Here is a 15,462-nt window from a genome sequence, read left to right on the forward strand (position 1 = left end):
GTGACAACCGGGGCTTCGCCCCGGGCCGGGGGCTTCGCCACCCGGACCCCCGGAAAGCGAGCTGTGGGTCCAGCGCACGACGTCGCCGGTCCGGTACATCCGGGCGCCCGGCTCGCCGAAGGGGTCGGCCACGAACCGGTCGGCGGTCAGGCCCGGCCGGCCGAGGTAGCCGCGGGCCACCCCGGCGCCGCCGAGGTGCAGTTCGCCGGGCACGCCGACGGGCACGGGCCGCATGCCGCGGTCCAGGACACAGGCGCGGATGCCGGCGATCGGGCGGCCGATCGGCGGGGTGCGGTCGGTGTCGTGGTACCACGCGGTGGCGTACACAGTGGACTCGGTGGGCCCGTAGATGTTGGCGATCCGGCTGCCGGGCAACGCTTTCCGGATGTCGAGCAGCGCGTGCCGCGTCAGCGCTTCACCGGCCAGGACCACAGTGGACGGTCGCACCGACACCACGCCCTGGGCCAGCAGCTGGGCGAACGCCGAGGGCACGCCGCTGACCAGGCCGACCGGCCGGCCGGTGTGCTCGCCTTCGCCGAGGGCCAGCACGTCCCGCACGATCTCGACGGTGGCGCCGGTCATCAGCGGCGCGAAGATCTCGAACACCGAGACGTCGAAGTTGAGCGACGTCGAAGCGACCACGGTGGACCCGGGGCGGAAGACGTCTTCGAAGTCGTTTCCGGCCCACGCCATCAGGTTCGCGGCGCTGCGGTGGGCGACCACGACGCCCTTGGGGCGGCCGGTCGAGCCGGAGGTGTGGATCACGTAGGCGGGGTGGTCCGGGTTCGTGGCGCGGCCGAGCGGCGCGGCGGAGGCGCCGTCGAGCAGGGCGGGGTCGTCGAACGCGAGGGCGGGGACGGCGCCGGGGCCCCGGCCGTCCGGGGTGAGCAGCAGCGCCGGGCCGGCGTCGTCGAGGATCAGTTCCTGGCGGTCGGCCGGGTAGGCCGGATCGACCGGGAGGTAGGCGGCGCCGGACTTGAGGACGCCGAGCAGCGCCACCAGGATCCGTTCGGTGCGCGGCAGCGAGACGGCGACGAACCGCTCGGGCCCGGCACCCCGCCCGGCCAGCACCCGGGCCAGCCGGGTGGCCTGCTCGTCGAGCTCCCGGTAAGTGAGCGAGCGGTCCTCGCAGACGACCGCGACCGCGTCCGGCGTGCGGGCCGCCTGGGCCTCGAACAGCTGCGGCAGCGTGGCTTCCGGCGCTTCGAGCACCGGCCCGCGGGACAGCTCGGCCAGGTGGGCCAGCTCGGCGTCACCCATCAGCGGCAGCTCGGCCACCGGCCGGTGCGGCTCGGCGACCACCGCTTCGGCCAGCACCCGCAGGTGCCCGGCGAAGCGATCGATCGTCTCGGCGTCGAAGAGCGCGGTGTCGTACTCGATGGCGACACTGCGGCCCTGCGGCTGGAACTCCAGCACCAGGTCGAACCGGGCCCGGGGGCGGGGCAGATCGTGCTCGCCCAGGCGGAGGGCGCCCGCCTCCCGGGGCCGGACGAGGTCCTGCTGCAGCACCAGCAGGACCTGCACCAGCGGGGTCCGGCTCGGGTCACGGGCCGGCCGCAGGTCGTCGACGACCTGGTCGAAGGGCACTTCGGCGGCGGCGAAGGCCGCCAGCGTCGTTTCCTTGACCCGGCCGAGGAAAGCGTCGAACGGCTGGGCCGGATCGACCGCGGACCGCAGGACGAGGGTGTTGACGAAGAACCCGGCGAGCCGCTCGAGCTGGTCTTGGTCACGGCCGGACACCGCGGTGCCGACGGCGACGTCGTCCTGCCCCGTGTAGCGGGCCAGCAGCACCTGGACGAGGGCGGTCAGCGTGGTGAACAGCGTCGCGCCGGTGTCGTGGCCCAGTTCGGCGAGGTTTCCGGCCAGCTCCGCCGGCAGCGCGTACCGGCGGATCGCGCCCTCGCCGGCGCGGACGGGCGGGCGGGGCCGGTCGGTGGGCAGGTCCAGGGGTTCGAGGCCGGCGAGCTGCTCGCGCCAGTACGCCAGCTGCCGCTCGCGCAGCGGCCCGGCCAGCCGGTCGTGGTGCCAGCGGGAGTAGTCGCGGTAGCCGATGTCCAGGGGTGCGGGCTTCTCCCCCGCGTAGAGCGTGGCGAATTCGTCGACGAGCAGGCCGACGGACCAGCCGTCGGTGATGATGTGGTGCTGGCAGAGCAGGAGCAGGTGGTCGTCGGGGCCACGGCGGATCAGCGTGGCCCGCGTGAGCGGCCCGGCGGCCAGGTCGAAGGGGCGGTCCAGTTCGGCCGCGAGCTGCGCGTCCAGGTCCGCCTCGGCGGCTGCTTCCCGCAGCGGGATGCTGCCTTCCTCGGCGATGACCTGGACACCCTGGCCGTCGACGGTCCGGAACGTCGTGCGCAGCGACTCGTGGCGCGCGGCCAGCCCGTCCAGCGCGGCGAGCAGGGCGTCGCGGTCCAGCGGGCCGGAGAGGGTGAGGCCGACCCCGGCGTTGTATTCGGTGCTGCCGGGGTTCTGCTGGTCGAGCACCCAGAGGCGGCGCTGGACGGGCGAGAGCGGCACCACGGCGTCGTGGGGCGCGGGCTCGATCCGGCCGGCCGGGGCACCGGATCGAGCCGGCAGCAGCTCGGCGAGCTTCGCGATGGTGCGGGCGTCGAACACCACCCGCGGGGACAGCTCGGCGCCGAAGCGGGCACGGATCCGGGCGAGCGCCCGCGCCCCGAGGATGGAGTCGCCGCCGAGTTCGAAGAAGTCCGCGTCGACGCCGATGTCCGGCACGCCCAGGACGTCGGCCCAGATCTCGGCGAGGGCCCGCTCGGCCGGGGTGCGGGGCGCGGTGTGCGCGGCCCGGACCTGGGCGGCCCAGTCGGGTTCGGGCAGCGCGTCGCGGTCGAGCTTGCCGTGGTGGGTCAGCGGCATCGCCTCGAGCACGACGAACGCGGCCGGGACCATGTAGGGCGGCAGCCGGTCCGCCGCGGCGGACCGCAGCTGCCCGGGATCGGCGTCCCCGGCGACGTAGGCGACCAGGCGTTTGACGCCGGGCTGGTCCTCGCGGGCGACGACGACCGCCTCGCGGACCCCCTCTTGCTCGCGCAGCAGCGCCTCGATTTCGCCCGGTTCGATCCGGAACCCGCGGATCTTGACCTGGTGGTCGGCCCGCCCGACGAACTCCAGCTCGCCGCCGGCGGTCCGGCGGACGACGTCACCGGTCCGGTACATCCGCGCGCCCGGCTCGCCGAACGGGTCGGCCACGAACCGGCTCGCGGTCAGCCCCGGCCGGTCCAGGTACCCGCGGGCGAGTTCCGGGCCGGCGAGGTAGAGCTCGCCGATGGCCGCCGGGCGCAGCGCCTCGTCGAGCACGTACGCGGTGGCCTCCGGCAGCGGGTGCCCGATCGGCGGCGTGCCCCCGGGGACCAGCGGGTCGCTCCAGGTGGCCACGACGGTGAATTCGGTGGGACCGTAGGAGTTGATCATCCGGCGGCCGGGCGCCCAGGTCCGGACCAGTTCGGGCGGGCAGGCGTCCCCGCCGACGATCACCGTGCGGAAGGCCGGCAGCCCGGCGGCGTGCTCGGCGGACAGCGTGGCCAGCGCGACGGGCGGGATGAGCGCGTGGGTGATTCCGTGCTCGGCCAGGACGTCCGCGAGCCGGTCGCCCAGCAGCGGCCCGGGCGGCGGCACGACCAGCGCCGCCCCGTGCGGCAGCGCCATGCCGAGCTCGAGGATCGAGGCGTCGAAGCTCGGCGAGGAGAACTCCAGGACCCGGTCGCCCGGCCGCACGTCGTACTGCTCCCGCATCGCGGCGAAGAAGCCGGCCAGGCCGCGGTGGGTGACGAGCACGCCCTTGGGGACGCCGGTCGACCCGGACGTGTAGATGAGGTAGGCCGGGTGGTCGAGGTGCAGCGGGCGCGTCCGGTCGGCGTCGGCCGGGTCGGTGTCGGGCAGGCCGTCGAGCAGGCCGGGTTCGCCGAGGTCGAGGGTGGTGGCTTCGGTGCTCAGCTCCCCGCGGGTCAGGACGAGCACGGGGTCGGCGTCGGCGAGCACGAAGGCGAGCCGTTCGGCGGGCTGGTCGGGGTCGACGGGCAGGAAGGCGGCACCGGCCTTGGCCGCGGCGAGCTGCGCGACGACGAGGTCGGCCGACCGAGGCAGCACGAGCGCGACGACCGTTTCCGGGCCGGCGCCGTGCCGGATCAGCAGCCGCGCCAGCCGGTTCGCCCGGGCGTTGACGGTCGCGTAGGTCAGCGTGCCATCGGCACCGGTCAGCGCCGGTTCCGCCGGGGTGCGGGCGGCTTGGGCCTGGAACAGTCCGGCGAGGGTGCGCGGGGGGACCGATCTGTCGTCGTCAGCGGCAGGAACCGAGACGTCGTATCGCGGCATTGCTGGGAACCTTTCGAGCACGGGTGAGGTCAGCGCAGGGCCATCCGGGCGCTGGGAGATGACACGCAGGTGGGGCCCGCGACCAGGGAAATCGCGATAAAAGGCGGCCGGAACCGGGCGTTCCACCCACCTCGGCCCCCGGCTTTTTGCCACTCGTTCAACAGATCGCCCCGGCGTGCCACACACCGGGCGAACCCGCAGGAACGAGGGCGAGACACAGTGATCCTTTCCAGCGTGCAGCCACGCGGCAACGTCCGGAAACAGTTCCGATTTCGGCGGCACCCCCGCTGAGCCGATTAGGCACCAGCGACCGCCGAACGCGCGCGACAACCAGCGTTCTTCGTGCAACAGGTCCGGTCATCCGGCAGTCAAGTACCCCCAAGACCAGCCGGATTGGCATCACGCTACCCAGTGAACGCGTACCTCGTACCGCCGAACGGAGCATTACGAAAAATTGCCAAAAATCGCCTCGGTTTACCCGGACAGCGAGTAGTACGACGTCGATTTCTGTTCACTCTTCTGCCGGAAAATGTTACCTCGATTGGGAGGTTTGACTTTCCGGCAGGGCGCTCACCTGGGACGACACAGCGTCACTCGGGTGACGACCGGAGCCCGACGGCCGAAGTAAGCGACTTTCCAAGATGTGCTTCAGCTTACGGGACGTCACCCGATTGGCGGGTAACACGGAAGAGAGGGGTACATCGGCGAAATGATCGATCACACAGATCCTTCACGAGTCCCGGCAACCGGGGCAAAGTCGGCTTGGAATGCGATGATGCCTGATTGCCTCGGGGGTGAACAGTGTTCAACGGGGGTGGGGTGGAGACGGGGGTCGGGTGGGGCAAGTTTGGCCCGGGGATGGGGTGGGGTGCGGCGGCCTGGGGGCCGGGGGGCGGCGGCGGTGGCGGTGGCGGTGGCGGTGGCGGTGGCGGTGGCGGCGGCGGCCGCGGCGGTGGCCATGGGCGCGGCTGCGGGTCCACCGGCGGGACCGCCTCGATCATCCGGGCCGCGGGTTCGGTCCGGCTCGGCCGGGCTTGGCTGCTTCGGGCGCGACCGGGGCCGCGCTGACGGAGGCTGCTCGGCGAGCCCCGCCAACAGAGCCGATCCGACTCAGCCCCCGCCGCTTCGGGCACGATCGGGAGCTACCCCGACCGAGACCACCTGGACCAGACCCACCGACAGAGCCGATCCAGCTCAACCAGCCCCGCCACTTCAAGCGCAACCCGTAGCCGGCCCGCCGGAGACCAGCCGACCAGACCCACCCACAGAGCCGATCCGACTCAGCCGGTCCCCCTTCCCCCCATGGCGGCGAGCCGCCGGCTCGCGAGCCCAGCCCAGCGGGGCGAGCCGCGCGGCCCGCGCCCGGCGGCATCGGTCGCTCGCCACCCGCGCCCATGATCGACCCCAGCCGACACCGCGGGCACCGGCCAGCGACTGCACCCTCCGGCGGCAAGCGCACCAACCACCCCACCCATCCCGCCGGCGGTCACCAACCCGGCGAGCCGCAGCAGCCACCAACTCCTCAGCCAAGCGGAGCAAGCCGCCTCACAGCGGCCCCGATAGGGCGAGCCCGCGCCGCCCGGCCGTTGGCGGTCTCCGTCGCTCGCCCGCCACCCGCGGCCATGATCGACCCCGGCCGGTACCGCGGGCACCGGCGAGCGGCACCCTCCGGCCGCAACAAGCGCACCAGCCACCACACCATCCCCGCGGCCGCCGCGAACCCGGCGAACCCGGCGAACCACAGCAGCCACCAGCCTCACCCCAGCTCAGCGGAGCCAGCCGCCCCCGCACCAGCCAAGCGGAGCAAGTCGCCCCACAGCGGACCCGAAAGGGCGCCCCCGCTCCGGCCGCAGGAGGCCGACGTCACCCATCCGACCGTGTCACCCCACCTCCGACCGACACACCGGGAGTGAGCACAGAAGAGCACCGCCCGGCAGCGGCCACCCCGCCCGTCTCAGCGACCCACCCGCCACCGCCCATCCCCCGCCAAGCATTTCGAGACCCCCGAAACCGAAAAGCCGCCAGGACAGCCGCGACCACCCCTCCACAGCCGGCCCACCAAGCCCACATCTGTCCGGAAAGGACGTCCACAATAGACCAGCCAAGGCCCACACCCGCATCCCCAGCGCCGGTGTCATGCCCGACCCGCCGGTAACCCGACCGAAGTCGTTCTTCACCCATTGAGGCGACACCTCCCCCATTTCCGGACCCCGGCCACCCTTGCGCCAACCACCCGCTTCCCTGCCTCGATGCGGGCAATTACGCCGAACGGACCCCGGGCCGTTTACCCGCGAGTTGAATTCCCTTTCGGGCCGGTTGTGGATACACTTCGCGGCGAACGCTGCGCATTGTGCTGTTCGCGTTCTCGAGCGCACATCCACCGGAGGAGCACCCAAGTGGCCCAGAAAGTCTCCGTCGAGATCCTCGACGACATCGACGGCAGCACCGCCGCCCAGACCGTCCAGTTCAGCCTCGACGGCGTCACCTTCGAAATCGACCTTTCCGACCGGAACGCCACCGCCCTCCGGCACGAACTGGCCCGGTACATCGGCGCCGGCCGGCGGGTGGGCGGGCGCAAGGTCCGGGTGGCCGGCGGCCAGTCGACCACCGCCTCCGATCGCGAGCGCAACCAGCGGATCCGGGCCTGGGCGAACGCGAACGGCTACGACGTCTCCGAGCGGGGCCGCCTCTCCTCCGAAGTCGTCGTCGCCTACGAGCAGGCGCACGACGCCGGCACGGAATCGTCAGTGTCATCGCCGCGAAAGCGCGCTCCGCGCAGGAAAGCCGCCGCCTGACTCCCGATTACCGCAGGTTTTGCCGCGCGGAAGACTCGCGGAACACACGCGGAAGGCTCTTTCTCCGCCGAAGCCGAATCGGCGCACCGCCGAACTCGGGCGTTGAACAGGAATGTCCGAGCACCCGGACCGGCGATGCGGCCACTTCCGGGAGCGCAGCGCCTGATCGGCTCTTGTGGTCCAGACCCCGGCGCCCTACGGTCGGCGGGGTCCGGGTCGTCGCGGGGAGGAGCCTCGGGTGCTGGGAACCGTTCTGGCGAGCGCACTTCTGCTGACCGGCGCCGCACCGGCCGTGGCCGACGGCGGGTGGACGCCGGCGCCGATCGTCTGGACCGCCTGCCCGGATGACCCCGACAGCCCCACTCCGCCGGACGGCGAGTGCGGCACGGTCCGGGTGCCGCTGGACTGGAACTCCCCGGGCGGGCCGACGATCACCCTCGCGGTCGCCCGGCACCGCGCCACGGATTCCGCACACCGCCTCGGCGTGTTGCTGGCCGATTTCGGCGGTCCCGGCTCGTCGAACGCGGAACTCGCCGTGACCCCGGGCGTGTTCAGCCCGGAGGTCCGGGCCCGGTTCGACGTCGTGGGCTTCGACGTGCGCGGAACCGGCCGCAGCGAATTCATCGAATGCCCGGTCACGAGCCGGCCGCCGAGCGACGAGCCGGCCGGGCCGGCCGAGTTCGCCGCGCTGCTGAAGTACCGCGAGCAAGCGGTTTCCGCCTGCCGCGCCCGCAACCTCCCCGTCTTCGACCACGCCGACACCGGCGCCAACGCCCGGGACATGGACGCGGTCCGCCGCGCGCTGGGCGAAGCGCGGATCAGCTTCTTCGGCATCTCCTACGGCACGCTGCTCGGCCAGCAGTACGCCGAACAGCACGGGGACCGGGTGCGGGCGATGGTGCTCGACAGCTCCGTCGACCACAGCGCGGGGATCGAGCGGTTCCTCGGCGACCGGGCCGCCGCCGCGGACGACGGGTTCCGCCAGTTCGCCGCGTGGTGCGACCGGACGACGACCTGCGCGTTGCACGGCCAGGACGTCTACGCCGCCTGGCAGAAAGCTCTCGCGGTGACCGCCGGAACACCGCCGGCGCAGAGCGAGCTGCGCGGCCGGGTGCTGCAGGACATGTACCGCCCGGTCTGGGACGATCTGGGCCAGGCGATCGCCGACGCCGCCGCCGGCAATCCGCCGATGACCGCGCAGTTCTCCTACAACTACGACTCGATCCGCCTGGCCGTCGTCTGCCAGGACTTCGACCTCCGGATCCGGAGTTTCGCGCAGTACTCGGTGCTGCACGCCGAAGAGCTGCGCCGCGGGCCACTCATGCGCGGCAGCACGTTGAGCCACGGCGAAACGATGGCGTGCCTGGGTATCCCGGGCCAGCCGTCGAACCCGCCGCACCGGCTGAGCATCCCGCGAGCGCCGCGGATCCTCCTGCTGAACTCCCGTCACGACCCGGCGACCCCGTACGCCTGGGCCCTCGCCATCCACCGCCAGGCCCCGGCGAACACGACGTTGCTGACGTACGAGGGCTCGGGCCACGGGGTCTTCGAGAAGAACGCCTGCACCCGGTCGGCCGTGGACCGCTACCTGCTGGCCCTGGCGGCACCGGAGCACGACGTCAGCTGCCCGGCCTGACCGTCCACTCACGACACTGCCACAGCCGCCTCGGCGCGGGAATCCGGTCACCAGTGGTAGTTGCGGCGCAGAGCGCGCTTCACGACCTTCCCCGTCGCATTGCGCGGCAGCTCGTCGACGAACACGACGTCCCGCGGCACCGCGAAGCGTGCCAGGCGTTCACGCACGTGGGACCGCACCGTGTCCGCGTCCAGGCGAGCACCCGGCACCAGCACGAGGTACGCCGCCAGGCGCTGGCCGTACTTGGGGTCGCGGACGCCGACCACCGCCGCTTCGCGGACCTCCGGCAAGGCGAGCAGGACTTCCTCCACCGGGGCCGGGGCCACGTTTTCGCCGCCGGACACGATCATCTCGTCCTCGCGGCCCTGGACGAACAACAGGCCGTTCGCGTCGACGTACCCGCGGTCCCCGGTGTCCATCAGGCCGTCGCGGACGTCGAGCTGCTCGCCGTCGGTGTAGCCGTCGAACAGCAGGCGGTTGCCGACGTAGAGCCGGCCGGTCGTGCCGGGGGGCACCGGGGTGCCCGCGCGGTCCAGGACGCGGATCGCCGTGCCGATCGGCGGGCGGCCCGCCGTGCCGCGGGCCGCGCGGAGGTCGCCGGGCCCGGCGATCGCCGCCCACGACACCTCCGTCGAGCCGTACAGGTTGTAGAGGATGTCGCCGAACGCGTCCATGAACTCCTCGCCCAGCCGGCCCGGCAGGCCGGCGCCGGAGCTGGCCACCACGCGCAGCGAGGACAGGTCGTAGCGCGCCCGCGTCCGCTCCGGCAGGTCGAGCAGCCGCCGCAGCATCGTCGGCACCGCGAACAACGCCGTGCACCGCTGCCGTTCGATCATCGACAGCGTCGCTTCCGGGTCGAAGCGGCGGGGCAGCACCAGCCCCGCCCGCAGCGCCATGCCGAGCTGGAGCGCGGCCAGGCCCCAGGTGTGGAACAGCGGGGCGGCGACCAGGATCGGTTCGCTCGCCCGCAGCGGGATTTCCGACAGCACCGCGGCGGCGTCCGCGACGCTGTGCGGGGTCGGGCGGCGCGCGCCCTTCGGCGGGCCGGACGTGCCCGAGGTGAGCACGACGAGCCGGCCAGGCCGGCCGGGCGGGGCGATCCGGGCGGCCGGCTCCGCCTCGATCAGGTCTTCGATGGTCGTCCCGTGCCACCCGTCGCCGGGCGGCCACGTCCACAGCTGCGGGATCCCGGCCGGCAGCTGCCGGCCCAGTGCGGCGAACTCGGCGTCGGCGAGCACGAGCTGGGAGCCGTGCCGCAGGGCGAACTCGGCGACCTGGCCCAGGGCCAGCCCGGTGTTCATCAGGGCCACGTCCGCACCCAGCTTGCTGCAGGCGATCATCGCCTCGACCATCGCGTTGTGGTTGCGGCACATCAGCAGCACCCGCGACCCCTCGGTGATGTCGTGGCGCTTCAGCACCGCGGCCAGCCGGGTGGTGCGGTCGTCGAGTTCGCCGAAGCTCCGCTCGGACCGCTCGTCGCACAGCGCGAGTGACTCCGGTGCGCGGCGCGCCACCGCCTCGTAGCCGCCGGCCAGGGTCGAGCCCCAGCGGCCCACCGACCTCAGCTGCCGCAGCGTCCCGGTGGGCTGGGCCGGGGTGAGGACGCCGGCCTTGACCAGGATCCGCGCGAACTCGCGCTTCGACGGGCGGGGCGGCAGCGAGTCCGGGCCGGGGACGCCGCCGAGGTGGTCGCTGATCGCCGCGACCGCGTCCAGGATCCGCTGGCGGATCCGCGGCACCGCCGGTGACCGGCCGTCGAGCAGTGTGAGCAGGACGGTGATCGCGCAGCCTCCGGACGTCGGACGCAGCACGACGGACATCCGGTGCTGCCGGCCGGACCAGGCCAGGTGCTCGTCGCGGCGGTGGACGAAGATTTCGGCTTCGCCCTCGTCCCCGGCGCGGTACCGGTAGCGGGCGCCCCGGCCGATCACCTCGGAAACCGGCTCGCACGAAGTGATCCCCCGGACGAACCGCGGGTAGAGGTGCGGGCTGCCCACGATCGCCCACACCGCCGCGGGCGGGTGCGGCACGGTGACGGTGATCTCGATGAGTTCCGGTTCCATCAGGACACAACGGGAGGTTTCGCCGGCACGGTGGTCATGACTCGGCATTCTCCCTTTGTCGGTCCGGGGGTTCGGCCTTTCGGCCGGTACGCCGAGCATCCGTTTGCGCCGACCGCCGTGTCAACACACGGTCGCACGATTCGATGTATTCAATCCCGAAGAGCGAGCGAAATCCAGCGAACCGCGAAACTCTTCACGCCTTCCTCACGCCGGCACGGACCACCACGACGGCGGGCCGGTGCTGCCCCGGACCACCAGCGACACCGGCACCCGTTCGAGCGTCGCCGTCCGCACCCCGGAGCCGAGCTCGCCGAGCAGGGTCCGCACCACCTGGGCGCCCAGTTCGGCGAAGGGCTGGCGGATCGTGGTGAGCGGCGGCCAGAAACTCGCCGCCTCGGCCATGTCGTCGAACCCGACCACACTGACCTCGCCCGGCACCGAACGGCCGGATTCGTGCAGTGCCCGCAGCAAGCCGAGCGCCATCTGGTCGTTCGCCGCGAACACCGCCGTCACCGCGGGGTCGTGCGCCAGCACCCGGCCGAGCGTGTAGCCGGATCCGGCGGTCCAGTCCCCGACCACCGGCACCGGGACCCGCCGGTCGAACCGCGTCAACGTCCGCCGCCAAGCCAGTTCCCGGCGCTCGGCGGCGCACGAATCCGACGGCCCCGCGATGTGCCAGACGGTCTCGTGGCCGAGCTTGAGCAGGTGCTCGGTCGCCAGCACCGCACCCTGCGTCTGATCGGCGTCCACCGTCGGATACCCGGCGCGCGCGTTCGAATCGACGACCACCACCGGGACGGCTTGCGGGAAAACGATTCCCGGCCAATCCAGGGCGTATTCCTCGACCAGGACGACGAGGCCGGCGACGTCGTGCGTCCCCAGTTCCCGGAACGCGTCGGTCACCGCGTCGCGGGTCGGTTTGCCCACGGTCAGCAATTTGATCGCGTACCCCTCGGCCGCGGCCGCCTGCGCGATGGCGTCGAACGTGCGGCTGTTCCCGAGCGTGGCCAGCGTCGAAATGAGCACGCCGATCGAGCGCCCCGGGTCCGGCAGCACGACCGCGGGGCCTCCGCGGAACTGCCCGCTGGTCTGCTCTCGCACGCTGCCCACCCTCATCGGTAACTCCCGCGACGACTTCGCGTCACATGGAGGTCACCACAGTCACGGACAATCTTCACCTTGACGTCGGCAACACGACCGTTCGCGACGCTCGTCAGCCACCCGCCATCCCCCGGCGGAGGCGGCTTCCACCAGGGCGCCCGCGGCCGCGGACGGCCGCCCCGGGCGACGACCCCCGCGGCGGGCTCGTGAACAAGGTCACTAAGCGCCCGCTCAGTGCGGCCGGCCCGGCGCGCGCTCACCCCGATTGCCGCACCACCAGCGTCGTCCCCAGCACCACGCGGCGCGGCTGCCCGGCCGTTCCGTCGATGACCGCGAGCAGCTCGGCCGCCGACCGGGCGCCGAGCGCCTCGATCGGCTGGCTCACCGTCGTCAGCGGCGGGTCGGTGGCCCGCGAGACCGGCGAGTTGTCGAAGCCGATGACCGCGACGTCGTCGGGGACCCGGCGCCCGGCGCGGCGCAGGGCGCGCAGCACGCCCAGCGCCATCACGTCGGACGCCACGAACACCGCGTCCAGGTCCGGCCGCCGGTCGAGCAGCCGCCGCATCGCGTGCTCGCCGGAGACCTGGCCGAAGTCGCCGTGGACCACCGACCCCGGATCGACGACGCCCGCGCCGCCCATCGCGGCGACGTAGCCGGCGAGCCGGTCCCGGCCCGGCGCCATGTCCTTCGGGCCGGCGACCGTCGTGATCCGCCGCCGGCCGGCGGCCTGGAGGCGCCGGACGGCCGCCACGGCGCCTCCGCGGTTGTCCACGTCCACGTAGGTGTAGCGGGCCGGGTCGGGGACCATCGGCCGGCCGGCGCTGACGAGCGGGAGCTCCGCCCGCGACAACTCCGTGGTGTACCGGGTGTGCGTGCTCACGAACAGGGCTCCGTCGACGTGCCCGCCGCCCAGGTACCGGAAGGTGGTGGCCTGGTCCGCCGCCGGCATCATCAGCACCACGACCTGCACGCCGGCCGCGGTGAACTCGTGGTGGATGCCTCCCATGACGCGGCCGAAGAACGGGTCCGAGAACAGCCGCGGGCCGTCCTCGCACAGCACGACGGCGACCGTGCCCGTCCGCGGCTCCTCGCCCGCCCGGGCCGCGCGCTGCCGGACGTAGCCGAGGGAGCGCACGGCCTGTTCGACCTGGCGCCGGGTCTGGGCACGCACTTGCGGGAATCCGTTGAGCACCCGGGACGCCGTCGCCGACGAGACACCGGCGGCCCGGGCCACGTCGGCCAGGGTCGGCCGCGGATGGGGAAAGTCGAGAACGGTCATGGTCACCTCCGTGGGACAGCACGCACCAAGACAGTGTTAGCGCTAACACTTCACCGGAAAGCGAGCCGGACCGCCGATCGGACCGCCGACGGCCGCCGCGTTCACCACGGACTAGGGGGGATCGGCGCACTGGGCGCCGGGAAACCGGTTCTCGGTCACGTCCGCACATCCTTGGGCGAGAGTGGTTCGAACGGGTGAGCCGCGGCCGTCGTCACGCATCCGGTGATCTTTTGACCGCTGGCTCGGCAGCATTGATGCTGGAACCAGGCGCCCGATGTGTCAACCGGATGACGGAAAGTACCTGAAAATTTGTCACGATCGCCGCGGTGGGTGGCCGCTCACCGGTACCACGGGCCGATTCCGGCGGCGGCGCCCCACCCGCTCCGCACCCGGCGCCGTCATGAGTCGCCGGGTGGGTCGGCGCGGTCGAGAATCCAAGCGCTCCACGCCGTGTCGGCGCGCGGCTCGGGCAGCTCGAGCGCCGTCGACACCGTCTGGACGAGGCCCGTGGCGAAGAACGTCCGCACCCGCAACGCGTCCGCGCCCGTCAACCGGGCGATCGAGTCCATCAGGGCCAGGTGCCGCCGGCGGACCGCCTCACGGACCGGCTCGTCCGCCGCCGCCGCGTAGCCCTGCAGCACCACCAGGCCGACCGTCGGGTCGCTCTGCAGGAGGCGCACGTAGGCGACGCCCAGCGCGGCCAGCTTCGGCTCAGCGCCTTCGAACGCCGCTTCGATGCGGTCGAAGGCGGCGTGCACGACTTCGAGGAACAGCTTCCGCTTGGACCCGAACATCTGCACGATCCTCGGGTGCGAGATGCCGGCCCGGCCGGCGATGGCCTCCAGCCGGGTGCCCGCCAGCCCGTGCGCGGCGAACTCGGCGTCGGCCGCTTCGATGATCCCCGCCCGGCGCGCCGCGGCGGGGAGGCGGGCCGGGCCCGCGTCGCTCACCGGTCCCCCGCGCCACCGCCGAGCTGACCGAGCACGAACTTGTTGTCGTACAGGCAGCGGTACGCGTGGATCAGCCCATCGTCACCCAGTTCCAGCCGGTCGTCGCCGTGGAACTCGACGCGGCCGCCGGTCTTGGCGAACGTGCCGGTGAAGCGCCACGCGACGAGCACGGCGCGGCGGGTCACCTCGGTGTAGAGCCCGATGCGCGCGAAAGAGTAGTCCGGGTAGGCGCGCGCCAGGTGCGTCACGAACTCGCGGATCGAGCCGGGCCCGTGCGCGGTCCGCCCCAGCGCCGGTTCGTCGTAGACGAGGTCGTCCGCGCACATCGCGGCGACCGCGCCGGCGTCATGGCCGTTCCACGCCTTCTCCCACCGGTCGCACAGCGTCTCGGCTTCGGCAGTGGTGAAAGTCGTCATGCCTGCTAACTTACAAGTAAGTAAGAAGTCTGTACAGACATCACATGTCTCAACGCGCAGGCATCATCGAAACTGGCGAATCAGCCAATCTCACGGAACACCGGCGCCTCCTTCGCGGATATACATCATACGAATGTTAGACTGATTCCCCAGGTGAGCTGTCCGAGGAGGACCATGGCGAGGTCGTTGACCGACGAAGCGATCGACCGGATCCGGGAGTTCGTCCGGTCCGGCCGGTTCCCGGCGGGCGCCAAGCTGCCCCCCGAGCACGAACTGGCCACCGAGCTGGGGATTTCCCGCAGTCCCACGCGGGAGGCCGTGAAGGCGCTCGCGCTGGCCAGGGTGCTCGAGGTCCGCCGCGGCGACGGCACGTACGTCACCAGCCTCGCGCCGAGCCTGCTCCTGGAAGGCCTCGGGAACGCCGTGGCGCTCATGCAGGACGGCAGCATCCTCGAGCTCACCGAGGTGCGCCGGCTCCTCGAGCCCGCGGCGACCGGCCTGGCCGCCACCCGGATCACCGACACCCAGCTGCGCGCGGTCGGCGAGCTGCTCGACGCGATGCACGACGCGGTCGAGGACGTCGAACGCCTCACCGTGCTCGACGCCGCCTTCCACCGGGCGGTCGTCACCGCGGCGGGCAACGAGACCCTCACCGCGCTGCTGGACGGGATCTCCTCGCGCACCCTGCGCGCGCGCGTCTGGCGCGGCACGGTCGAGCGGGGCGCGACGCACGTGACGCTGGCGCAGCACAAGGCCATCTACGACGCACTCGCCGACCGGGATCCCGCGGTGGCCACCGCCGCTGCGCTGATGCACGTCGACACGTCCGAACGCTGGCTGCGCGCGCACCTGGCCGAGATCCGGGAGCTCGACGGCCGGGTGCCGTGACCGGAGAC

The 15,462-nt window shown here is 72.7% G+C and carries 9 protein-coding genes; 3 read left to right on the forward strand and 6 right to left on the reverse strand.

The features are described 5' to 3' along the window. Positions 1-4,326 (reverse strand): non-ribosomal peptide synthetase (locus tag C2L58_RS16780; RefSeq protein ID WP_146073614.1); only part of this gene is annotated, 4,326 nt, incomplete at its 3' end. Positions 4,327-6,722: 2,396 nt separating this feature from the next. On the opposite strand from C2L58_RS16780, the gene C2L58_RS16790 reads away from it, so the two are divergent. Both C2L58_RS16790 and C2L58_RS16795 read left to right on the forward strand, forming a co-directional pair. Next, positions 6,723-7,121 (forward strand): histone-like nucleoid-structuring protein Lsr2, encoded by a 399-nt coding sequence (locus C2L58_RS16790; protein ID WP_103338520.1) that lies wholly within the window; start codon positions 6,723-6,725, stop codon positions 7,119-7,121. A gap of 238 nt (positions 7,122-7,359) precedes the next feature. Continuing rightward, complete coding sequence (locus tag C2L58_RS16795) at positions 7,360-8,757, forward strand: alpha/beta hydrolase (protein WP_103338521.1); 1,398 nt, start codon at positions 7,360-7,362, stop codon at positions 8,755-8,757. Positions 8,758-8,804: 47 nt separating this feature from the next. On the opposite strand, the gene C2L58_RS16800 is transcribed toward C2L58_RS16795, so the two are convergent. The 5 genes from C2L58_RS16800 to C2L58_RS16820 form a co-directional block, all read right to left on the reverse strand. Further along, the gene (locus C2L58_RS16800; protein WP_103338522.1) at positions 8,805-10,820 is read right to left on the reverse strand and encodes an AMP-binding protein; all 2,016 of its coding nucleotides are present in this window, start codon (positions 10,818-10,820) and stop codon (positions 8,805-8,807) included. 204 nt (positions 10,821-11,024) lie between these two features. Next, a complete protein-coding gene (locus C2L58_RS16805) occupies positions 11,025-11,921 on the reverse strand; it encodes a substrate-binding domain-containing protein (RefSeq protein ID WP_233225766.1) in 897 nt (298 codons plus the stop codon). Positions 11,922-12,177: 256 nt separating this feature from the next. Beyond that, entirely contained in the window at positions 12,178-13,200 is a 1,023-nt protein-coding gene (locus C2L58_RS16810; RefSeq protein WP_103338524.1) for a LacI family DNA-binding transcriptional regulator, read from the reverse strand. A gap of 398 nt (positions 13,201-13,598) precedes the next feature. After that, the gene (locus C2L58_RS16815) at positions 13,599-14,150 is read right to left on the reverse strand and encodes a TetR/AcrR family transcriptional regulator (RefSeq protein WP_103338525.1); all 552 of its coding nucleotides are present in this window, start codon (positions 14,148-14,150) and stop codon (positions 13,599-13,601) included. Then, positions 14,147-14,566, reverse strand: a complete 420-nt coding sequence (locus tag C2L58_RS16820) for a nuclear transport factor 2 family protein (RefSeq protein ID WP_103338526.1) — start codon at positions 14,564-14,566, stop codon at positions 14,147-14,149. The genes C2L58_RS16815 and C2L58_RS16820 overlap by 4 nt, the downstream gene beginning before the upstream one ends. Before the next feature lie 174 nt (positions 14,567-14,740). Here C2L58_RS16820 and C2L58_RS16825 point away from each other — a divergent pair, with 174 nt between their 5' ends. Continuing rightward, positions 14,741-15,454, forward strand: coding sequence for a FadR/GntR family transcriptional regulator (locus C2L58_RS16825; RefSeq protein WP_103338527.1), 714 nt, complete (start codon positions 14,741-14,743; stop codon positions 15,452-15,454). The last annotated feature ends 8 nt before the right edge of the window (positions 15,455-15,462 follow it).

The organism is Amycolatopsis sp. CA-126428 (assembly GCF_002904335.1).
In the GTDB taxonomy this organism is placed as follows: Bacteria; Actinomycetota; Actinomycetes; order Mycobacteriales; family Pseudonocardiaceae; genus Amycolatopsis.

What these genes read in the sequence shown, in the direction of transcription:
- C2L58_RS16800 (WP_103338522.1), bottom strand. Translation starts at nt 10,820, where the DNA reads ATGGAACCGGAACTCATCGAGATCACCGTCACCGTGCCGCACCCGCCC.
- C2L58_RS16825 (WP_103338527.1), top strand. Translation starts at nt 14,741, where the DNA reads ATGGCGAGGTCGTTGACCGACGAAGCGATCGACCGGATCCGGGAGTTC.
- C2L58_RS16810 (WP_103338524.1), bottom strand. Translation starts at nt 13,200, where the DNA reads ATGACCGTTCTCGACTTTCCCCATCCGCGGCCGACCCTGGCCGACGTG.
- C2L58_RS16820 (WP_103338526.1), bottom strand. Translation starts at nt 14,566, where the DNA reads ATGACGACTTTCACCACTGCCGAAGCCGAGACGCTGTGCGACCGGTGG.